The organism is Rhodococcus wratislaviensis (genome assembly GCF_041228765.1).
Lineage (GTDB): Bacteria > Actinomycetota > Actinomycetes > Mycobacteriales > Mycobacteriaceae > Rhodococcus_F > Rhodococcus_F wratislaviensis.
In genome coordinates, this window is record NZ_CP150488.1 from 6,746,355 (window position 1) to 6,766,415 (window position 20,061).

Here is a 20,061-nt window from a genome sequence, read left to right on the forward strand (position 1 = left end):
ACTACGGGTCACCCCGGACGGACGACACTTTCGCGGGGCCTCGGCCGGGTAGTGTGCGCATCGTCGCACCGAAGTCGTCGACGCTGTGGGCACGTCGGCTACCCAAACGTGCCGTTGTCAGGCAGGCTGTGGGAATGATTCGTCCCCCGTTCGTGGCGCGTGTCGCCGCTGGAATCGCCGTGACGGCCGTCGAAGAGGCCAGGAGACTGCCGACCACCGCGGCGACCCTGCCCATGACCGCGGTCAGTCAGGTACTGCAGACCACGATGCGTGTTCAGCAGTCCATGACGGCGCTGGCCATCAAGGGCGACCAGGCTTTCGCACTGATCCACTGGACCCACGACGACGAGCAGCCGGCCTGGGCCGTCTTCGACGAGGACACCGACCCGGCGCCCGGCGCCGACGGCGCGACCGACGAGCGGCCCGCCGGACCGGGCCGGTTCGCCCTGTACTCGCTGAGTCCGCAGGACGAGAGCGCTCCCGAGAAGGTCTCGACTCCGAAGGCTGCTCCCGTGGCCGCAACCAACGGCGCCGCCCCCGCGAAGCCCGCGGGCAAGAAGGCCGCGACCTCCGCGCCGACGGTTGCCGAACCCGAGATCGCCGTCGTGCTCGACTACGGCACGCTGACGCTCGCCCAGCTGCGGGCGCGCCTGCGCAGCCTGTCCGTCGAGGACCTCACGACGCTGCTGGACTACGAGAACGCGACCCTGGCACGCGCGCCGTTCCAGACCATGCTGACCAACCGCATCACCTCCGCCAAGGCCAAGTGACCTCCGCACAGCCCCGCGCAGCCAGTACCGGACCCAGCACCGCCGAGCAGCCCTGGCCGGTCCGCACCGTGTCGGCCAAGGTCGCACAGTGGATCGACCGGCTCGGGAGTGTCTGGGTCGAGGGACAGATCACCCAGATCAACGCGCGTCCGGGAACCCGGACCGCGTTTCTGGTGCTGCGGGATCCGTCCGTCGACATGTCGTTGTCGGTGACCTGCTCCCCGCAGCTGCTGCAGAACTCCCCCGTCCCGCTCACCGAGGGCAGCCGGGTGGTGATGTTCGGCAAGTTGTCGTTCTACACCGGACGAGGTTCGGTCTCGCTGCGCGTGACGGAGATCCGCGCGATCGGGATCGGTGAACTCCTCGCCCGGATCGAGCGGTTGCGCGCGCTGCTGGCCGCGGAGGGCTTGTTCGACCCCCGGCTGAAGCGTCCGCTGCCGTTCCTGCCCGGCACCATCGGCCTGATCACCGGCCGCGCCAGCGCCGCCGAGCACGACGTCCTCAGCGTGGCGCAGCGCCGCTGGCCCGCCGTGCGCTTCGAGGTGCGCAACACCCCGGTGCAGGGCGCGACCGCCGTTCCGCAGATCCTCGACGCGTTGAAGGAACTGGACGCCGACCCGCACGTCGACGTGATCATCCTCGCGCGCGGCGGCGGCAGTGTGGAGGATCTGCTGCCGTTCTCCGACGAGACGTTGTGCCGCGCGATCGTCGCCTGCCGAACTCCGGTGGTCAGCGCCATCGGCCACGAACCGGACAGTCCGCTCAGCGATCACGTCGCCGACCTGCGCGCCGCGACACCGACGGACGCCGCCAAGCGGGTCGTACCGGATGCCGTCGCCGAGCAGGCACTCGTCGGCGAACTGCGGTCGCGGAGCGCCGCTGCGCTGCGCAACTGGGTGCAGCGCGAGTCGCACCTGATCTCCCAGCTGCGGAGCCGGCCGGTGCTCGCCGACCCACTGCGCGCACTCGACCACCGGTCGGACGAGGTCGAGCGACTGCGGGAGGCCGGGCGACGCGACGTCAGCCGGGCGATCGCCGCGGAGAGCACCACGATCGAGCACCTGCGTGCACGGCTGACGACCCTCGGGCCGGCCGCGACCCTGGCCCGCGGCTACTCCGTGGTTCAGCGGATCGTGTCCGACGGCGATCCCGAGGTACTGCGTTCGGTCGACGACGCCCCACCGGGAACCCAGATTCGCGTTCGAGTCGCCGACGGCGCAATCCGTGCCGCGGTGATGGGAAAGGACAAGTAGGACATGAGCAATCCCACCGGAAACGACACCGACATCGCCGAGCTCGGCTACGAGGCGGCGCGCGACGAACTCGTCGACGTGGTCAAGGTGCTCGAACAGGGCGGCCTCGACCTCGACGCGTCACTCGCACTGTGGGAGCGGGGCGAAGCCCTGGCCAAACGCTGCGAGGAGCACCTCGCCGGGGCGCGCAAGCGCGTCGAGACGGCGCTCGCCCACGCCGAGGACGAGGGCTGACACTCCCCCGGTCGTCAGGCGGCGAGGATCGGGGCGTCGGCTGCGGCGGTGGTGAGCTGCTCGAAGGCCTCGGGTGACGCGCTGCCCGTCACGAGGAGCCGGACGTCGCCGAAGTCGGAGACCCAGATCGGCTCGACACCCTCCCCGCCGTACACGATCCAGCTGTGACCTGCGACGTCCTCGGTTCCCGTCGCGGTACGCGGACCACCCGCGACGAACGGCACGAGCACCGTCTCGGCGGCATTGCTCTGCGTCAGCTGGATGTAGCGGCCGGCTTCGGTGATGAATCCGACGGTGCTCGAATCGCCGCCGCCGTCGCCGCTGACGATGCTGCGGCTGCCCGAATTGGGCGTCCAGCCCTCCGGCGTCTCCGGTTTGCGTACCGGGAACGGAAGGTCCTGCGCGTCGTACTTCAGCGCCGCGTCGACGTCGAAGCTGGGGATCGGGCCACTGGTGGGCCCGCCCGGGCTGAACGTGCACTGGCTGGCGATACCCGCGATCAGTACGCAGAACAGGACAAGGGGTACGAGCGACCACACCATGTCGCGGTTGTTGTGCAGGATGCGGGGTTTATCAGATGCCACGCCCACCAGTATCCAGGGTCGGTCCCGGAACAACGATTCACGGTCCCGTGATTCGCGCCCCAGCAGCGCACGTCACACTTCTTTCTGGGAGAATCAGCAGCGAGATCCACCCGACACTCGGCGGCCGACGGCCACCGACACAGCGTCGACGTACAACGTCGACCGTGACTGCACCAGGAGGCACTGCCCATGACGGCTAGCACCACTTCGAGTCGCCGCGAGGCCCCGGACCGAAATCTTGCTCTGGAATTGGTCCGAGTCACCGAGGCTGGTGCGATGGCTGCCGGTCGCTGGGTCGGCCGCGGCGACAAGGAGGGTGGCGACGGCGCCGCCGTCGACGCCATGCGCCAGCTCGTGAGCTCGGTCTCGATGCGCGGCGTCGTGGTCATCGGCGAGGGCGAGAAGGACGAAGCCCCGATGCTGTTCAACGGCGAAGAGGTCGGCAACGGTGACGGACCCGACTGCGACTTCGCCGTCGATCCGGTCGACGGCACCACTCTGATGTCCAAGGGCATGCCGAACGCCATCTCCGTCCTCGCGGTCGCCGAGCGCGGCGCAATGTTCGACCCGTCCGCCGTGTTCTACATGGAGAAGATCGCCGTCGGCCCCGACGCCGCCGATGTAATCGACATCACAGCGCCCGTCGCCGAGAACATCAAGCGCGTCGCGAAGGTCCGCAAGGCGTCCCCCTCCGACGTGACGGTCTGCATCCTCGACCGTCCCCGGCACGCCCGGCTGATCGAAGAGGTCCGGGACACCGGCGCCCGGATCCGTCTCATCTCCGACGGCGACGTCGCGGGTGCGATCGCCGCCGCGCGTCCGGAGTCGGGCACCGACATCCTGCTCGGCACGGGTGGCACGCCCGAGGGCATCATCGCCGCCGCGGCCATGCGCTGTATGGGTGGATCGCTGCAGGGCCGGCTGGCCCCGACCGACGACGCCGAGCGCCAGAAGGCCATCGACGCAGGCCACGACCTGGACCGCGTGCTCACCACCGAAGATCTCGTGTCCGGTGAGAACGTCTTCTTCTGCGCCACCGGTGTCACGGACGGCGACCTGCTCCGCGGTGTCCGCTACTACGGTGGCGGCGCCTCGACCCAGTCGATCGTGATGCGGTCGAAGTCGGGCACCGTCCGCATGATCGACGCGTACCACCGTCTCGAGAAGCTGCGCGAGTACTCATCCGTGGACTTCACGGGCGAGGACGGCGCCGTGCCGCCGACGTTCTAGGCAGCTCCGCTGCCCGTGCGCCTTTCCGGTAGCTCCGGCTACCGGAAAGGCGCACGGGGAGCGCCCCCACGACGCGCTCAGAAGTGGCATGTTTGACGCATGACCGAGAGCAACGAGCAGCAGTACCGGATCGAACACGACACCATGGGCGAGGTGCGGGTGCCCGTGGATGCCCTGTGGCGCGCGCAAACTCAGCGCGCCGTCGAGAACTTCCCGATCAGCGGTCGAGGTCTCGAGCGCACCCAGATACGCGCAATGGGTCTCCTGAAGGCGGCCTGTGCGCAGGTCAACAAGGACCTCGGCCTCCTCGACGCCGAGAAGGCGGACGCCATCATCGCCGCGGCGGGCGAGATCGCCGAGGGCAAGCACGACGATCAGTTCCCCATCGACGTCTTCCAGACGGGCTCGGGCACCAGTTCCAACATGAACGCCAACGAGGTGATCGCATCGATCGCCGCGGCGAACGGTGTGGTCGTCCATCCCAATGACGACGTCAACATGTCGCAGTCGTCCAACGACACCTTTCCCACCGCGACGCACGTCGCGGCGACCGAGTCCGCGGTGAAGGACCTCCTCCCCGCCCTCGACCATCTGCGCCTGGCCCTGCTCGACAAGTCCACCGAGTGGAAGCACGTCGTGAAGTCGGGCCGCACCCACCTCATGGACGCCGTCCCGGTGACCCTCGGCCAGGAGTTCGGCGGTTACGCCCGCCAGATGGAGGCGGGGATGGAGCGGGTCGTCGCCTGCCTGCCCCGGCTGGGTGAGCTGCCCATCGGCGGCACCGCGGTCGGAACGGGACTCAACGCCCCCGACGGATTCGGCCCGAAGGTCGTCGCCGAACTGGTCAAGGCGACGGGCGTCGACGCCCTTACACCGGCGAAGAACAGTTTCGAGGCGCAGGCGGCGCGGGACGGCCTGGTGGAGGCGTCCGGTGCGCTGCGCACGATCGCGGTGTCCCTGACCAAGATCGCCAACGACATCCGCTGGATGGGGTCGGGGCCGCTCACCGGTCTCGGCGAGATCCGCCTCCCTGACCTGCAGCCCGGCAGTTCGATCATGCCCGGCAAGGTCAATCCGGTGTTGCCGGAGGCCGCCACCCAGGTCGCCGCTCAGGTGGTCGGTAACGATGCCGCAGTCGCCTGGGGCGGTGCCGCGGGCGCATTCGAGCTCAACGTCTACATCCCGATGATGGCGCGGAACCTGCTCGAATCGTTGACGTTGCTGGCCAACGTCTCGCGGTTGTTCGCCGACCGGTGCGTCGTGGGGCTCGTCGCGAACACCGAGCACCTCAAGACCCTCGCGGAGTCGTCGCCGTCCATCGTGACGCCGCTGAACTCCGCGATCGGATACGAGGAGGCCGCGGCCGTCGCCAAGCAGGCGCTGAAGGAGAAGAAGACCATCCGCGAGACCGTCGTCGACCGTGGTCTGATCGGCGACAAGCTGAGCGAGGAAGAACTCGACAAGCGTCTCGACGTGCTGGCGATGGCGAAGGTGAAGGACTGACCCTGCCGACGGAGAGGGCCCGCACTCGCCGGAGTGCGGGCCCTCTCGCGCAGAAGTCCTACAGCAGCGCGGACAGCTCGTCGCGGGCCTTCTCGCCCTCCGGGCCGAGATCGGCGCGCCCGGCGATGTTCCACGAGCGGAGCAGCGGGGCGAAGACCTTCTCCCCCTGCTGGGCGGGGTCGTAGATGCCGGCCTCGGCGAGCACCGCGGTGCTGTCGGTTCCGCCGGGCAGTGCCACGCTCGGCACGTCGAACGCGGCGATCCGCGACGCGATGGCCCGCATCGTCTGATCGGGTACCAGCTCGAACGCGGCCTCGACGATGTTCCGGTAGAACAGCGACTGCAGTTCGTCGTCCGTGGCCAGCCGCTCGGCGATCACGGCCACCAGCGCGTCCTCGCCGAGCGCTGCCGTGTTGTGATGACGCACTGCCGCGGCCTTCTCCTCGAACGCGGAGTTCGCGAGCATCTCGAGCAGGTGCATCGGCGGCATCGCGTACCCGCGGACCATCTCGTCCATCCGGGCGCGCTCGAGGGCGACGGGATCGACGGCGCGCGTCACCATCAGGTAGTTCCGCAGCACGATGGAGTGCCGGTTCTCCTCCGCGGTCCAGCGACCCACCCAGCGCCACCACGGGCCCACCAGGGCGAGGTGCTTGGCGATCTCCCGGTGGTACGCGGGGACGTTGTCCGCCACCAGCACACCCACGGTCAGCGCGAGCGCCTCGACGTCGCTCAGCGTCGACTGATCTGCCGACCAATCCGTTCCACCCATGAACGCAAAGTTCTTGCCCTGGTCCCAAGGAACCAGATCGTGCGGCTGCCAGCCGTCCGCCTCGGCGATGTGACGTGTGAGGTTCTCGTCCACTACCGGGGCCAGCTCACTGAGCAGCTGCGAGTCATTCTTTTCAATCGGCATCCGCACACCGTAGCGTCCGCGACCCGGCGCCGGGTCGACCACCGGTGAATTCGACGGGAACAACGCCGGTGTTGTGACGAAAACGGCCAGGTCATGGACTTGCAGTCGTTAGGCTGGCAGTGTTCCCCGGGCCCGAGCAGAGGATCACCAATGCGCAGACATCGGAACCTGACGATCCTCCTGTCGGCTCTCGCGCTCGGCGGGTCACTCGTGACGGGTTGTGGCTCCGACACGAACGACTCCGGGTCCGCCGCGACGTCCGGCGGAACCCCCACCTCGGAGTCTTCCCAGCCGCCGAACCCGGGCACGGTCGCGGGCGTCGACATCCCGGACGGTCAGATCGACGACGCCGTGGGCCGTCTCGACGACCTCGCGAACGAGTTGATGGAGAGTTCCGGACTTCCGGGTATGGCGGTCGCCGTCGTCCACGGTGGGCAGACCGTCTATGCGAAGGGGTTCGGAGTGCGCGAGGCGGGCACCGATCAGAAAGTGGACGCCGACACCGTGTTTCAGCTGGCGTCGATGTCGAAGCCGGTGGGGTCCACGGTGGTGGCCCATCAGGTCGATGCCGGCGTGATCGGCTGGGACACTCCCGTGGTGTCGAAGTTGCCCGGTTTCGCGCTCGCCGACCCGTGGGTCACCGAGCACGTCACGGTGGGTGATCTGTACTCGCACCGGTCGGGTTTGCCCGATCATGCCGGCGATCTGCTCGAGGACCTGGGGTACAACCAGCAGCAGGTGCTCGACAAGCTCCGGCTCGAACCGCTGAACCCGTTCCGGATCACCTACGAGTACACCAACTTCGGCCTCACCGCGGCGGCGGAGGCTGTCGCGGCGGCGTCCGGGACGGACTGGGCGACGCTGTCCGAGCAGACGATCTACCAGCCGCTGGGGATGTCGTCCACGAGTTCTCGATTCGCCGACTATCAGGCCCGCAGCGACCGGGCAGTCGCGCATCAACTCGTCGACGGCAAGTACGTCGCCGATGCGGTGCGCGACCCCGACGCCCAGTCCCCCGCAGGCGGAGTGAGCTCGTCCGTCAACGACATGGGCAAATGGCTGGCGATGCTGCTGGCCGACGGAACGTTCGAGGGCAAGGAGATCGTGTCCCCCGAAGCGCTGCTCCCCGCGGTCAGTCCTCAGATGGTATCCAGCCCACCGCGGTCGATGGACAGCCGGCCGGGGTCGTACGGGTACGGGTTCAACGTCTCGACCACCCCGGCAGGGCGGGTCTCCCTCAGCCACTCCGGCGGGTTCCAGCTCGGGGTGGCGACGAACTTCGTCGCGATACCGTCCGCCGACGTCGCCATCGTCGCCCTGGCCAACGGGTCGCCCATCGGCATCCCCGAGTCCCTCACCGCCGAGTTCGCCGACCTCGTGCAGTTCGGGGAGATCCGCGAGGACTGGAGGTCACTGTACCGGCAGGCCATCGCGCCGATGGACGAGCCCGAGGGCAGTCTCGTCGGCCAGACGGCCCCCGCGAACCCGGCACCGCCGCAACCCCTCCCGACCTACGCGGGCACCTACGGCAACCCGTATTGGGGCCCCGCCGTCGTCACCGAGAGCAACGGCGCGCTGACGCTCCAGCTCGGGCCCGCCGGGCAGACCTTCCCACTCACCCACTGGGACGGCGACACCTTCACCTTCACACCCCGCGGTGAGAACGCCCCGCCCGGAACCATCTCGAAGGCCACGTTCGCCGGCAACAACGTCACACTCGAGTACTACGACACGGAAGGCCGCGGGACATTCGCCCGCTGAGCCGACACATCGACGGGAAGAAGACCATGAGCACGAACTCGCACGCACCCACGGGAACCGCTCGAACCGACACGGCAGATGTCCAGGTGGTCCGGGCATTCCTGGATGCGCTCGTCGCCGGCGACCCGGACGCCGCGCAGCAGTATCTGCACCAGGACATCGTGTGGCACAACGTGTCCCTGCCCAAGATCCGCGGGCTCGGCGCCGTTATGCGGATTCTCCGCGGAATGAGCCGCCCCGGTGTCGGATTCGACGTGCGTCTGCACCACATCGCCGGCGACGGAACGGCCGTGCTGACCGAACGCACGGACGTCCTGATCTACAAGCGGCTGCGCAGCGAATTCTGGGTGTGCGGCACGTTCGAGATGAAGGACGGCAAGATCGCCGTCTGGCGCGACTACTTCAGCAGCCGGGACTTCCTGTGGGGCACGCTCAAAGGGATCGTGCGCGCCTTCTGACGTTTCCGCCCGATGCCGCACGGACCGTGCGACATCGGGCGGAACACGCTGCGGGGCAGGCGCCTACGGCGTCGGCCCGAACTCCTCCAGCATCTCCGTCACGAGCGCCGCGATCGGCGAACGCTCACTGCGCGTCAACGTGATGTGCGCGAACAGCGGATGCCCCTTGAGCTTCTCGATCACCGCGGCCACACCGTCGTGACGTCCGACCCTCAGGTTGTCGCGCTGCGCGACGTCGTGGGTGAGGATCACCCGGGAGCCGGTGCCGAGGCGGGAGAGCACCGTGAGCAGCACGTTGCGTTCCAGCGACTGCGCCTCGTCCACGATCACGAACGAATCGTGCAGTGACCGTCCGCGAATATGCGTGAGTGGCAACACTTCCAGCATGCCGCGGCTGATCACCTCGTCCATCACCTCGGTGCTGGCGAGGCCGTCGAGAGTGTCGAAGACCGCCTGGGCCCACGGGCCCATCTTCTCGCTCTCACTACCCGGCAGGTAGCCGAGTTCCTGCCCGCCCACCGCGTAGAGCGGCCGGAAGACAACGACTTTCCGCTGGGTGCGACGCTCGAGCACCGCCTCCAGCCCCGCCGTCAACGCCAGCGCCGACTTGCCGGTGCCCGCCTTGCCGCCCAGCGACACGATGCCGACACTGTCGTCCAGCAGGATGTCCAGGGCGATCCGCTGCTCGGCCGAACGTCCGTGCAGACCGAAGGCCTCACGCTCCCCCCGCACCAACTGCACCCGCTTCTCGGCGTTCACGCGGCCCAGCGCGCTCGACGAACCTCCCAGCAGCCGAATGCCCGTGTGGCACGGAAGTTCCCGGGCCTCCTCCAGATCGACGACACCCTCGGAGAACAGTTCGTCGATCGACGAGGACGCCACGTCCAGTTCGGTCATACCCGTCCAACCCGACGGAACGACGTCGTGGGCGTGGTATTCGTCGGCGGGAAGTCCCACCGCACCAGCCTTCACCCGCAGCGGGATGTCCTTGCTGACCAGGACGACGTCGCCACCCTCGGCCTCCAGATTCAGTGCGCAGGCCAGAATCCTCGAATCGTTACTGTCCGTGCGGAATCCGACCGGGAGAACCGACGGGTCGGTGTGGTTCAGCTCGACCTGCAGGGTGCCGCCCTCGGTGCCGATCGGCACGGGCTGGTCGAGACGACCGTATTCCAGACGGAGGTCGTCGAGCATGCGCAGCGATTCTCTTGCGAACCATCCCAACTCGTGGTGGTGCCGCTTCCCTTCGAGCTCGCTGATCACGACGAGGGGAAGCACCACACGGTGCTCGGCGAACCTGGTGACGGCCCAGGGATCGGACAGCAGTACGGAGGTGTCGAGTACGAATGTACGAACTGCAGAATCCGACGATTTCCTGGGGGCGGCGGACGAACGTCCGACGCGGGCTGAGACGGAGCGTGAAGCAGTCACGTTGGCTCCTAGGTCTGCGTGGCACCCACGCAAACTCGGTTCGCTGGACCGGTCCGTCCCTGGTGTGTCACCACACGAGGGCCGGGCGCCGGCCCCCTCGCACTGAGTGTGTCAGCCACGATCAGGACCTCCCGTACAAGCAACTTCCCCGCTGCCTGTTACCCCCGACGGTACTGCCAAACACGCCGGACGGCCGTGCGAGCGGCGGGCGTGTCGGTGAACATCAAGTTACGTGGAGGCGCCTGCGGCGCCCGTGCGTGGTTAACGAGTCCCTGCACTCGCAGGCCACGCACGGGCGGCGGAGCCGCCTAGGGCATGTCTCCCAATAACTTGAGCCACTCGACGATGCCGGCGAGCAGGAATCCGGCGCGGTAGGTGAGGGCGAGTTTGTCGTAGCGAGTGGCCACCGCACGCCACTGTTTCGCCTTGTTGAAGGCCCGTTCGACCACGTTGCGCCCCTTGTAGGACTCCGGGTCGAAGTTCGGTGGCCGCCCGCCCGCGCGGCCCTTGTTCACCCGGTTCGCTGCCTGATCGGTCTTCTCGGGGATCACCGCCTTGATGCCTCTGCTTCGCAGCAGTTCCCGGTTTGCCCGTGATGAGTACGCCTTGTCGGCCCGGACCTCGTCGGGGCGCGTGCGGTGCGCTCCGCCCGCGAGCCGCGGCACGCAGATGCCCTCCAGCACGTGGGCGAACATCGGACTGTCACCGGCTTGGCCTGGGCCGACCAGCACCGACAGCGGGCGCCCGTGACCGTCGCACGCCAGGTGCGCCTTGCTGGTCAACCCGCCCCTCGACCGGCCGATGCCGTGATCGGCAGGCTCGTCACGCAGGTTCGTGTAATTCGGTAGATCCCCCTGTGTGGCGGGCGGCGTTCGCACCGTGCTGATGGACACGGACCACTGTGGAATCGACCGATACCGCCCAGTCCAGGTTCCCGCCGGCGTCGGCCATCGCGACCAGAGCAGTCAGCACCCGATCCCAGGTTCCGTCTCCGGCGTATCGGCGATGTCGCTTCCACACCGTCTTCCACGGCCCGAAATGCGACGGGAGATCTCGCCAGGGCAACCCGGTCCGCAGTCGATACAGCATCCCCTCGACCACCACACGATTGTTCCGGAACTTCCGCCCCCGGAGCCCATCGGAACTGGGCAACAGCAGCGCGAGCAACTCCCACTGCTTGTCCGTCAACACCTCAAACCGATCAACAACGTCTGCCACACCGAAGAGTCTGCAGCACAACACCACAAATCATTGGGAGACACACCCTAGATCAGGCGCCAGTCCTCGAGACCCTCGTACAGCGGGAAGTCGGCGGCGAGCTTCGACACGCGGGACTTCAGCGTCTCGACGTCGGACGATCCGGCGAGCGCGGTGCCGATGATGTCGGCGACGTCGGTGAACTGCTCGTCCCCGAACCCACGCGACGCGAGCGCCGCCGTGCCGATCCGCAGGCCGGACGTGACCATCGGCGGGCGCGGGTCGAACGGCACCGCATTGCGGTTGACGGTGATGCCGACCTCGTGGAGAAGGTCCTCACCCTGCTGGCCGTCGAGCTGCGAGTTGCGCAGGTCGACGAGCACGAGGTGCACGTCGGTGCCGCCGGTGAGAACGCTGACACCCTTGTCGACGACATCCGCGCCGGTCAGACGCTCGGCGAGGATCTTCGCGCCGGTCAGGGTGCGCTGCTGACGGTCCTTGAACTCCTCGGTACCCGCGATCTTCAAGGAGACGGCCTTGGCGGCGATGGCGTGCATCAGCGGCCCGCCCTGCTGGCCGGGGAAGACGGCGGAGTTGAGCTTCTTCGCCCACTCCTGCTTGGCGAGGATCAGGCCGGAGCGCGGCCCGCCGAGCGTCTTGTGAACGGTGCTGGACACGACGTCGGCGTAGGGAACGGGCGACGGGTGCAGCCCGGCCGCCACCAGGCCCGCGAAGTGCGCCATGTCGACCCACAGGTACGCGCCGACCTCGTCGGCGATCGAACGGAACGCGGCGAAGTCCTCGTGACGCGGGTACGCGGACCAGCCGGCGACGATGACCTTCGGCTGCGCGGCGACGGCGATCTTGCGGACCTCGTCCATGTCGATGCGGTGGTCTTCCTTGCTGACCCCGTACGACTCGACGTCGTAGAGCTTGCCGGAGAAGTTCAGCTTCATGCCGTGCGTGAGGTGGCCGCCGTGTGCCAGGTCGAGGCCGAGGAGCTTCTCGCCGGGGTTCATCAGGGCCATCAGGACCGCCGCGTTGGCCTGTGCGCCGGAGTGCGGCTGGACGTTCGCGAAGTCGGCGCCGAACAGTTCCTTCGCGCGGGCGCGGGCGAGGTCCTCGATGACGTCGACGTGCTCGCAACCGCCGTAGTAGCGGCGACCCGGGTATCCCTCGGCGTACTTGTTGGTGAGGACGCTGCCCTGCGCCTGGAGGACCGCGCGGGGAACGAAGTTCTCCGAGGCGATCATCTCCAGCGTGTCGCGCTGACGGGCCAGCTCACCTGCCATGGCCTGGGCGACTTCGGGGTCGAGTTCGGCGAGGGGGGCCGTGTTGACGTCGGTACCGGGCACAGCGGTCATCGAGGGATCTCCAAGCTGGATGCGGAAACGAATGCTCCCAGTCTACGAAGTACCCGTGAGGACTTCCTAACCGCCCGCGGTGAGGTACCCCTCACCGGCACGCAGGACGCTGGGAACGAGCGGCTCGTCGAGCAGTCGACGGAACCGCTCCGACCGCTCCGCGCCGACGGGCACCTCGGCCAGCCAGCCACCGAGCAGGCGGTACCCCTCCACATAGGTGCTGGTGTACGCCCGCCACAGCGGCGACGACAGGAAGCGCAGCGACTGCCGGGCACGCTCGGGGGTCGACAGGCTCCACTGCTGCAGGAACGCCGCGACGTCGTCGTGGCTGCGACCCTCGTCGTGCAGCATCATCGCGGCGTCCTGCCGCACACCGAGCAGCTGCCCGGACGCCCCGGACAGGCGTTGTGCCTGCTCACCGTCGAATCGGAGGCCGAGGTCGGCGTAGATTTCCTGCGCCCACAGCCCCCAGTCGGACCCGACGATCGATTCGAGCGCGAGATCCGCGAGGCCCTCGGCCATCAGGCACTGCGGGGTGTTGACGACGAACAACGTCTGCTCGAGCTGTCCCGACCCGACCAGTCCGGCTTCCTTGCGGCAGTGCTCGGTGTGGTGGCCCGGGTACGACTCGTGGGCGACCAGGCGCGGCAGGTTCGACATGTGCTGCTCGAGGTCGGAGTTGATCGCGACCCGGGAACGGTAGTCGCCGAGGTAGTAGTTGAACCCCGACCACGGCTTGTCGCCCACCACCTCGTACTCGACGACCTCCGAGTCGGGCAGTGCGTAGTGCTCCCGCACGAGGTCGCGCAGGGCGCTCGAGAAGGCGTCGACGCATTCCTGCAACCGCTCCGCGGGGATCGCGTCCTTCGCGCGGTGGGCCCGGATGCGTTCGGCGAGCGGGCCCGTTCCGGGCAGCACGGCGTCCATCTTCCGGTGCGCCTCCCGGTACTGCTCCTCGTCGCCGCGTTCGATGCGGACGTCGAAGTACGCCTCGACCTCGTCGACGAAGCCGACGTCGTCACCCGCGAACTTGCGCCCCGAGCATTCGAGGGCACGGAGATGGACGTCGAGGAACCGGGCCCGTTCCTCGGACAGACCCGCCGACGGCAGTTCCGCGCGGAGGTTCGCCGCCGTGCGCGCGAGGTCGCGCGGATCGGGCTTCGGCGCGTTCTCCACCTGCCTGCGCAGCGCGGGATCGCCGGTATACGCGTCGACGAATCCTTCCTCCAGCCGGTCGAAACCCAGCCCGAGCAGCAAGTATTCGCGTACGAACGAAACGGATTCCATGCCGTCCGACCTTAGTCGCAGACGCGTCTGCCCGACCCGCCGACAGCGCAGCCTGTGGCACCAAGCACAATCCGACTATGCAACCGCTACTCGCCAGCGCAACGACGACGGCAGAGATTCTGGGCATGGACCGCTCACTCCCCCGTGTACCCGAGTGTGAGCGGAACTGATGGCGCGGACGAGCGAGTCCAGTCCGTACGTCGAATTCGACCGGAAGCAGTGGCGCACACTGCGTAAGTCGACGCCACTCGTCCTCACCGAGGAAGAGCTGTACGGGCTGCGGGGCCTCGGCGAGCAGATCGACCTCGAAGAGGTCGCGGAGGTGTACCTGCCGCTGTCGCGTCTCATCCACCTGCAGGTCGCGGCGAGGCAGCGACTGTTCGCCGCGACCGCGACGTTCCTCGGCGAGAAGCACCCCGACCAGCAGGTGCCGTTCGTGATCGGCGTCGCAGGCAGTGTCGCGGTCGGCAAGTCCACCACCGCCCGTGTCCTCCAGGCCCTCCTCGCGCGCTGGGAGCACCACCCGCGCGTCGACCTGGTGACGACGGACGGCTTCCTCTACCAGACGGCCGAGCTGAACCGCCGCGGGATCATGCACCGCAAGGGCTTTCCCGAGAGTTACGACCGCCGCAAGCTGCTCCGGTTCGTCACCGAGGTGAAGTCGGGGGCCGAAGAGGTGGCCGCGCCTGTCTATTCACACATCTCGTACGACATCATCCCGGGCCAGTACCACCTGATCCGGCAGCCCGACATCCTCATCATCGAGGGCCTCAACGTGCTGCAGACCGGTCCGCGGCTGATGGTGTCGGACCTGTTCGACTTCTCGATCTACGTCGACGCCCGCATCGAGGACATCGAGAACTGGTACATCCAGCGTTTTCTCGCGCTGCGGAAGACGTCGTTCTCCGACCCCGACGCGCACTTCCATCACTACGCCGGGCTGTCCGATCGGGATGCGACGGCTGCTGCTCAGGAGATCTGGCACAACATCAACCGGCCGAACCTCGTGGAGAACATCCTGCCGACGCGTCCGCGCGCGACGCTCGTGCTGCGCAAGGACGCCAATCATTCGATCAACCGGCTGCGGCTGCGGAAGCTGTAGGTGAGTGGCGAAGTGTGTTCCGGCACGCTTCGCCACTCACGTCAGACGCCGAAGCGGCGGTGCCGGGCGGCGTAGTCGCGGAGCGCACGGAGGAAGTCGACGCGGCGGAACTCGGGCCAGTACGCCTCCGTGAACCAGATCTCCGAGTAGGCGCTCTGCCACAGCAGGAACCCCGACAGCCGCTGCTCCCCCGACGTGCGGATCACGAGGTCGGGGTCGGGCTGGCCGGACGTGTAGAGGTGACCGTCGATGCCGTCGACTGTGATCGATTTCACGAGTGCGTCCCCCGACAGTCCCGCGAGGAGCTTCTCACTGAGCAGCGACTGCACGGCGTCGGCGATCTCCTGACGGCCGCCGTACCCGATCGCGACGTTGACGTGGGTCCCGGTGCGACCCTCGGTCCCGGCGGCCGCGTCGCGCAGACGCCGCGACTGTTCGGCGGGCAGGAGGTCGAGGGCGCCGACGATCTTGACGCTCCAATTCTTGTCCGGGCCGGAGATCTCCTCGACGACGTCCGTGATGATCTCGAGCAGGGTGTCGAGTTCCTCCGGGTCGCGGCGCAGGTTCTCGGTGGACAGCAGGTAGATGGTGGCCATCTCGATGCCCGCGGCGTCGCACCAGCCGAGCATCTCGGAAATCTTCAGGGCGCCCATGCGGTGGCCGTGGCTGACGTCCTCGAAGCCGTTCTCCCGGGCCCACCGCCGGTTGCCGTCGCACATCACGGCAATGTGCCGAGGGTGCTGTAGACCGTCGAGCCGCTTGAGTAGCCGACGCTCGTAGATGCTGTACAGCAGTCCTCGCGCACTCACCTGGAGATCACCATGACACGCAAGACTACGCCGCAGCCGAAGGTGATCCGCGACGGCCGTCACACAGCGCACGACTTCCTGCTACCGACGGGTACGCTCTCACCACAAGCTAACCTACGGTTGCGTAGGTTAGCGCCACGCACAGCGAGAAGAGGTGTTCAGTGACCGCTTTCGGCCTCGACGAATTGCCCGTCAAGCCCCGACTGCGAGGGTGGATCCACCTGTGGGCGTTCGGCGTCTCCGTGATCGCCGGCATCGTCCTCGTCACGCTGTCGGGCACCCAGGTGTCCGGGGAAGCGGCGCTCGCCACTGCCGTCTACAGCCTCACGGTGTGCGGTGTGTTCGGGGTCAGCGCCACCTACCACCGCATCCACTGGAACACCGTCTCGGCCCGCACGTGGATGAAGCGCGCGGACCATTCGATGATCTTCCTGTTCATCGCCGGCAGCTACACCCCGTTCGCGGTGCTGGGACTTCCGCCCGACACGGGCCGGACGCTGCTGATCGTCGTGTGGGCGGGCGCGCTCGCCGGGGTCGCGCTGAAGATGCTGTGGCCGACGGCACCGCGCTGGGTCGGAGTGCCGCTCTACCTGCTGCTCGGCTGGGCCATCGTTCCGGTAGCCCCCGAACTGACGCACGAGGTCGGCGTCGTCCCGATGGTGCTGCTGCTGATCGGCGGCATCCTCTACTCGGTCGGCGCGATCCTCTACGCCACCAAGTGGCCCAACCCCTGGCCCACCACGTTCGGGCATCACGAGTTCTTCCACGCCGCCACCGTCATCGCGGCGCTGTGTCACTACATCGCCGTGTGGCTGGTGGTGTTCCGGTAGGCCGGACTACCGGCTCAACGCGGCATCGAGATCCTCGACCGTCGACACCGGGCGGTCGCACACGAACCCGCGGCAGACGTACGCCGCGGACGCGCCGCCGACCAGCGGCCGGTCGGCGAGAAGCGGGGACGAGTCCGGTTCGCCGCCGACCACGACGGCACCGCCGGGCGCGAGTCTGCGCGCCTCCCGGAGCAGGATGGAGTCGCCGTCGGTTGCCACGGCCACCTGGATCGGGCCGCGCACCGACGCCTCCGCGACCGCGAGCCAGTGCCCGGCCGATCGTGGTGCCCGCTCCAGCAGCAGGGCCACCCGGTCGAGCGATTCGGCGGCCGCGGTCGCATAACGTCCCGACGCCTCCCCGTCGGCCACCGCGACCGCGGTGAGCAGTGCCTCGACCAGACACGACGCCCCGGACGGCGTCGCACCGTCGACCGGGTCGCGGGGACGGGTCACCAGGGACTCGGCGTCGTCGGCGGTGTCGAACCAGCTGCCCGGCCGCTCGTCGTCGGCGAAATGGATCAGGGCGCTGTCCAGCAGCGCCTGCGCGTGCGTCAGCCACTCGCTGTCGCCGGTCGCCTGATACAACGCGAGGAGGCCCGTCGCCAGGCAGGCGTAGTCCTCGAGCACCCCGGCCGATTCGCCCACCGACGTTCCCAGGGACGCCCTCCGCAGGCGCCCGTCGACGACGTGCAATCCCAGGACCGCACGCGCGCAGTCCGCGGCGGCGGCCACCCACTCCGGCCTGCCGAGCCCGGCGCCGGCCTCGGCGAGCGCGGTGATCGTGAGGCCGTTCCAGGCGGTGACCACCTTGTCGTCGCGCCCCGGCTGCGGCCGCGTCGCACGCCGGGCAAGCAGCGTGTCCCGGATCCGGCGCCAGCGGTCCCAGTCGTCCGGATCGCGCGGAAGCTGCAGGACGGACGTGCCTGCCTCGAACGTGCCGTCGGCGGTCACCGCGAACACCCGGGCCGCCCACTCCCCGTCCTCGGTACCGAGAACCTCGACGAGCTGCTCGGGGGTCCACACGTACGTGAGTCCCTCAACGCCCTCGGTGTCGGCGTCGAGGGCGGACGCGAACGACCCGTTGTCGGTGCGCAGATCGCGCAGCAGGAACTCGACGGTCTCCTCGGTGACACGGGCGGCCAGGTCCGAGCCCGTGCGCCGGCCCAGGTGCGCGTAGGCGCGCAGCAGCTGGGCGTTGTCGTAGAGCATCTTCTCGAAGTGCGGCACCACCCACGCGGCGTCGACCGAGTACCGGGCGAAACCGCCGCCGAGCTGGTCGTAGAGGCCGCCGCGCGCCATCGCCGACGCCGTCCGCGCCACGACACCGAGCACGTCGTCGTCGCCGGACCGCTCGTACGTGCGCAGCAGGCCTTCCATCAGCGCGGACGGCGGAAACTTGGGGGCTCCCCCGAACCCGCCGCGGTCGGCGTCCTCGTCCCGCAGCACGGCTCCGGCGGCCGCGTCGAGCAGGGCCGCGTCCACCCGGACATCGCCCTCGGGGATGCCGCCGGCGCCCCGCCGCAGCTCGGCGACCACGGAGGCGGCCGCGTCGTCGACGTCACCGCGGCGGTCCCGCCACGTGTCGGCGATGGCACTCAGCAGCTGGGTGAAGGACGGCATGCCGCCACGCGGCTCGGCCGGGTAGTAGGTGCCGCAGTAGAACGGGGCGCCGCCGGGGGTGAGGAAGCACGTCATCGGCCAGCCACCCTGGCCGGTCATCGCGACCGTGGCGTTCATGTACACGGCATCGAGGTCGGGACGCTCCTCGCGGTCCACCTTGACGCACACGAAATGCTCGTTCATCAGCGACGCCACCGCCTCGTCCTCGAAGGACTCGTGGGCCATCACATGGCACCAGTGGCACGCCGAGTATCCGATCGACAACAGGATCGGAACGTCCCGCTCGCGCGCCCACTCGGTCGCCTCCGGACCCCACTGCTGCCAGTGCACGGGGTTCTCGGCGTGCTGTCGCAGATAGGGGCTGGTGGACCCACCGAGTGTGTTCTGCGCGCGTGGGTCCATGTCCAGCTCCTGTTCGACTACTTCTGCAGGTTCGGCGGGGTGTCCGTGGGCTTCGGCGGTTCGGTGCTGCTCGGCCCGCCACCGTGGATCGCGCCGCGGTCGGTGCCCTCGTCCACTTCCTGGTCCGGTTCGGGGTGCTCCGGCTCGAACGTCTCGGGCAGGTTCTTGAGCTTCTTGTTCATCGACCGCACCAGCAGCACCACACCCGCGAGCAGCGCGAGAATGACGACGAGGCCGATGGGCGACGCCTTGCCGAACTCGGGACCGGACGGGGTGCTCGGCGTCTGCGCCAGGACGTCCGCCGCGCCGGCCACGATGCTCACCGTCAACGCATTCACTGCTGTCCGTCCTCATGGATGCCCGCGAACAGGTCGTTCTCCGGGATGGAGGTGGTGACGCGGGTCTTGGCGAGCTCGAATTCCTCGGTCGGCCAGATCTTCTGCTGAATCTCGAGCGGAACCGCGAAGAACGAGCCGTTCGGGTCGATCTGCGTCGCGTGGGCCCGCAACGCGTCGTCGCGCTGCGGGAAGTAGTCGCCGCACGTGATCTGGGTGGTGACGCGTGCCATCAGGTCGCCCTGCTCGGTCTTCCACTTCTTGAGCCACTCGGCCATCGGGAACTCTTCGCCGCGGCGGTCGTACTCCTCCTGGAACTGCAGCAGACGCTTCCGGATGAAGCCGTGCGAGTAGTAGACCTTCTGCACCTTCCACGGTTCCCCGGCGTCGGGGAACCGCTCCGGGTCGGCAGCGGCCTCGTACGCGGCCATCGACACCTCATGGCAACGGATGTGATCGGGGTGCGGGTAGCCGCCGTTCTCGTCGTACGTGGTCATGACGTGCGGACGGAACTCGCGGATCGCACGCACCAGTGCCTCGGTCGACTCCTCGAGCGGAACGAGCGCGAAGCAGCCCTCCGGCAGCGGCGGTTTCGGGTCGCCCTCGGGTAGACCGGAGTCGACGAATCCCATCCACTGGTGCTGGACTCCGAGGATGCGCGCCGCCTCGGCCATCTCCTCGATGCGAACCTCGTGGATGCGGTCACGCACCCCGGGCACGTCCATCGCGGGGTTGAGGATGTCGCCACGTTCACCCCCGGTCAACGTCACGACCTTCACTTCGTTGCCCTCTGCGGCGTAACGGGCCGTTGTCGCGGCACCCTTGCTCGACTCGTCGTCGGGATGGGCATGGACGGCCATGAGCCGGAATCCGCTCACGTATTCGTTCACCTCAACTTCGCCAGTAGCCGTTGCCGGCTTGTCCGTGTCGCACGCTCTCGCCCTCCGCCATCGCTGACGGCGCACTGACGCACGT

Annotated in this window: 19 protein-coding genes; 9 read left to right on the top strand and 10 right to left on the bottom strand. The window is 68.4% G+C overall.

Going from position 1 to position 20,061, the window contains the following annotated elements; genetic code table 11:
• Positions 1-134: 134 nt before the first annotated feature.
• The 3 genes from WKC72_RS31135 to WKC72_RS31145 are packed head-to-tail and all read left to right on the top strand — an operon-like array spanning position 135 to position 2,257.
• A complete protein-coding gene (locus WKC72_RS31135) occupies positions 135-770 on the top strand; it encodes a lipid droplet-associated protein (protein WP_037231692.1) in 636 nt (211 codons plus the stop codon).
• Positions 767-2,023: an exodeoxyribonuclease VII large subunit gene (gene xseA / locus WKC72_RS31140; RefSeq protein WP_112299096.1), complete on the top strand. Its 1,257-nt coding sequence runs from the start codon at positions 767-769 to the stop codon at positions 2,021-2,023. The genes WKC72_RS31135 and xseA overlap by 4 nt, the downstream gene beginning before the upstream one ends.
• Positions 2,024-2,026: 3 nt before the next feature.
• A complete protein-coding gene (locus tag WKC72_RS31145; protein WP_015889667.1) occupies positions 2,027-2,257 on the top strand; it encodes an exodeoxyribonuclease VII small subunit in 231 nt (76 codons plus the stop codon).
• 14 nt (positions 2,258-2,271) lie between these two features.
• Here the strand turns inward: WKC72_RS31145 and WKC72_RS31150 are convergent, their stop codons facing one another.
• The gene (locus WKC72_RS31150) at positions 2,272-2,841 is read right to left on the bottom strand and encodes a DUF4245 domain-containing protein (RefSeq protein ID WP_037231519.1); all 570 of its coding nucleotides are present in this window, start codon (positions 2,839-2,841) and stop codon (positions 2,272-2,274) included.
• Between the two features lie 189 nt (positions 2,842-3,030).
• Between WKC72_RS31150 and glpX the strand changes: the two genes are divergently transcribed.
• Both glpX and WKC72_RS31160 read left to right on the top strand, forming a co-directional pair.
• Complete coding sequence (glpX, locus tag WKC72_RS31155) at positions 3,031-4,071, top strand: class II fructose-bisphosphatase (protein WP_037231517.1); 1,041 nt, start codon at positions 3,031-3,033, stop codon at positions 4,069-4,071.
• 99 nt (positions 4,072-4,170) lie between these two features.
• Complete coding sequence (locus tag WKC72_RS31160) at positions 4,171-5,574, top strand: class II fumarate hydratase (protein ID WP_037231515.1); 1,404 nt, start codon at positions 4,171-4,173, stop codon at positions 5,572-5,574.
• 58 nt (positions 5,575-5,632) lie between these two features.
• Here WKC72_RS31160 and WKC72_RS31165 read toward each other — a convergent pair whose 3' ends face one another.
• The gene (locus WKC72_RS31165; protein WP_112299149.1) at positions 5,633-6,490 is read right to left on the bottom strand and encodes an acyl-ACP desaturase; all 858 of its coding nucleotides are present in this window, start codon (positions 6,488-6,490) and stop codon (positions 5,633-5,635) included.
• Positions 6,491-6,640: 150 nt separating this feature from the next.
• Here WKC72_RS31165 and WKC72_RS31170 point away from each other — a divergent pair, with 150 nt between their 5' ends.
• Positions 6,641-8,251, top strand: coding sequence for a serine hydrolase (locus WKC72_RS31170; RefSeq protein ID WP_370180696.1), 1,611 nt, complete (start codon positions 6,641-6,643; stop codon positions 8,249-8,251).
• 26 nt (positions 8,252-8,277) lie between these two features.
• Entirely contained in the window at positions 8,278-8,709 is a 432-nt protein-coding gene (locus tag WKC72_RS31175) for a limonene-1,2-epoxide hydrolase family protein (RefSeq protein ID WP_011597956.1), read from the top strand.
• Between the two features lie 63 nt (positions 8,710-8,772).
• Here the strand turns inward: WKC72_RS31175 and WKC72_RS31180 are convergent, their stop codons facing one another.
• From WKC72_RS31180 to WKC72_RS31195, 4 genes are all read right to left on the bottom strand, one after another.
• Positions 8,773-10,140 carry a PhoH family protein gene (locus tag WKC72_RS31180; protein ID WP_037231509.1) on the bottom strand — a complete coding sequence of 456 codons (1,368 nt, stop codon included), beginning with the start codon at positions 10,138-10,140 and terminating at the stop codon, positions 8,773-8,775.
• 308 nt (positions 10,141-10,448) lie between these two features.
• Positions 10,449-11,358 (bottom strand): IS5 family transposase gene (locus WKC72_RS31185; RefSeq protein WP_370180697.1). Its coding sequence is split into 2 segments (ribosomal slippage): positions 10,449-11,000 and positions 11,002-11,358, totalling 909 coding nucleotides; the frame shifts between segments, so codons are not numbered across the junction.
• Between the two features lie 47 nt (positions 11,359-11,405).
• Entirely contained in the window at positions 11,406-12,701 is a 1,296-nt protein-coding gene (glyA, locus tag WKC72_RS31190) for a serine hydroxymethyltransferase (RefSeq protein ID WP_370180698.1), read from the bottom strand.
• Positions 12,702-12,767: 66 nt separating this feature from the next.
• Positions 12,768-13,988 (bottom strand): DUF885 domain-containing protein, encoded by a 1,221-nt coding sequence (locus tag WKC72_RS31195; protein WP_370180699.1) that lies wholly within the window; start codon positions 13,986-13,988, stop codon positions 12,768-12,770.
• Positions 13,989-14,157: 169 nt separating this feature from the next.
• Between WKC72_RS31195 and coaA the strand changes: the two genes are divergently transcribed.
• Positions 14,158-15,090, top strand: coding sequence for a type I pantothenate kinase (gene coaA / locus WKC72_RS31200; RefSeq protein ID WP_005253716.1), 933 nt, complete (start codon positions 14,158-14,160; stop codon positions 15,088-15,090).
• Positions 15,091-15,131: 41 nt separating this feature from the next.
• Here coaA and WKC72_RS31205 read toward each other — a convergent pair whose 3' ends face one another.
• Positions 15,132-15,899 (bottom strand): isoprenyl transferase, encoded by a 768-nt coding sequence (locus WKC72_RS31205; protein ID WP_112299092.1) that lies wholly within the window; start codon positions 15,897-15,899, stop codon positions 15,132-15,134.
• Between the two features lie 161 nt (positions 15,900-16,060).
• On the opposite strand from WKC72_RS31205, the gene WKC72_RS31210 reads away from it, so the two are divergent.
• Complete coding sequence (locus WKC72_RS31210; protein ID WP_009479104.1) at positions 16,061-16,729, top strand: hemolysin III family protein; 669 nt, start codon at positions 16,061-16,063, stop codon at positions 16,727-16,729.
• Between the two features lie 6 nt (positions 16,730-16,735).
• On the opposite strand, the gene WKC72_RS31215 is transcribed toward WKC72_RS31210, so the two are convergent.
• Genes WKC72_RS31215 through mca form a run of 3 tightly spaced genes read right to left on the bottom strand, consistent with a single transcriptional unit; the run spans position 16,736 to position 19,964 of the window.
• The gene (locus tag WKC72_RS31215) at positions 16,736-18,751 is read right to left on the bottom strand and encodes a thioredoxin domain-containing protein (RefSeq protein ID WP_370180700.1); all 2,016 of its coding nucleotides are present in this window, start codon (positions 18,749-18,751) and stop codon (positions 16,736-16,738) included.
• 17 nt (positions 18,752-18,768) lie between these two features.
• Positions 18,769-19,089: a hypothetical protein gene (locus WKC72_RS31220; RefSeq protein ID WP_025432157.1), complete on the bottom strand. Its 321-nt coding sequence runs from the start codon at positions 19,087-19,089 to the stop codon at positions 18,769-18,771.
• Entirely contained in the window at positions 19,086-19,964 is an 879-nt protein-coding gene (gene mca / locus WKC72_RS31225; protein ID WP_037231689.1) for a mycothiol conjugate amidase Mca, read from the bottom strand. Before mca ends, WKC72_RS31220 begins: the two co-directional genes overlap by 4 nt.
• Positions 19,965-20,061 lie beyond the last annotated feature (97 nt).

Excerpts from the sequence above, each read along its gene's own strand:
- glyA (WP_370180698.1), bottom strand. The coding sequence starts at position 12,701 with ATGACCGCTGTGCCCGGTACCGACGTCAACACGGCCCCCCTCGCCGAA.
- WKC72_RS31165 (WP_112299149.1), bottom strand. The coding sequence starts at position 6,490 with ATGCCGATTGAAAAGAATGACTCGCAGCTGCTCAGTGAGCTGGCCCCG.
- WKC72_RS31135 (WP_037231692.1), top strand. The coding sequence starts at position 135 with ATGATTCGTCCCCCGTTCGTGGCGCGTGTCGCCGCTGGAATCGCCGTG.
- WKC72_RS31145 (WP_015889667.1), top strand. The coding sequence starts at position 2,027 with ATGAGCAATCCCACCGGAAACGACACCGACATCGCCGAGCTCGGCTAC.
- WKC72_RS31170 (WP_370180696.1), top strand. The coding sequence starts at position 6,641 with ATGCGCAGACATCGGAACCTGACGATCCTCCTGTCGGCTCTCGCGCTC.
- WKC72_RS31160 (WP_037231515.1), top strand. The coding sequence starts at position 4,171 with ATGACCGAGAGCAACGAGCAGCAGTACCGGATCGAACACGACACCATG.
- WKC72_RS31215 (WP_370180700.1), bottom strand. The coding sequence starts at position 18,751 with ATGGACCCACGCGCGCAGAACACACTCGGTGGGTCCACCAGCCCCTAT.
- glpX (WP_037231517.1), top strand. The coding sequence starts at position 3,031 with ATGACGGCTAGCACCACTTCGAGTCGCCGCGAGGCCCCGGACCGAAAT.
- WKC72_RS31195 (WP_370180699.1), bottom strand. The coding sequence starts at position 13,988 with ATGGAATCCGTTTCGTTCGTACGCGAATACTTGCTGCTCGGGCTGGGT.
- coaA (WP_005253716.1), top strand. The coding sequence starts at position 14,158 with ATGGCGCGGACGAGCGAGTCCAGTCCGTACGTCGAATTCGACCGGAAG.
- WKC72_RS31175 (WP_011597956.1), top strand. The coding sequence starts at position 8,278 with ATGAGCACGAACTCGCACGCACCCACGGGAACCGCTCGAACCGACACG.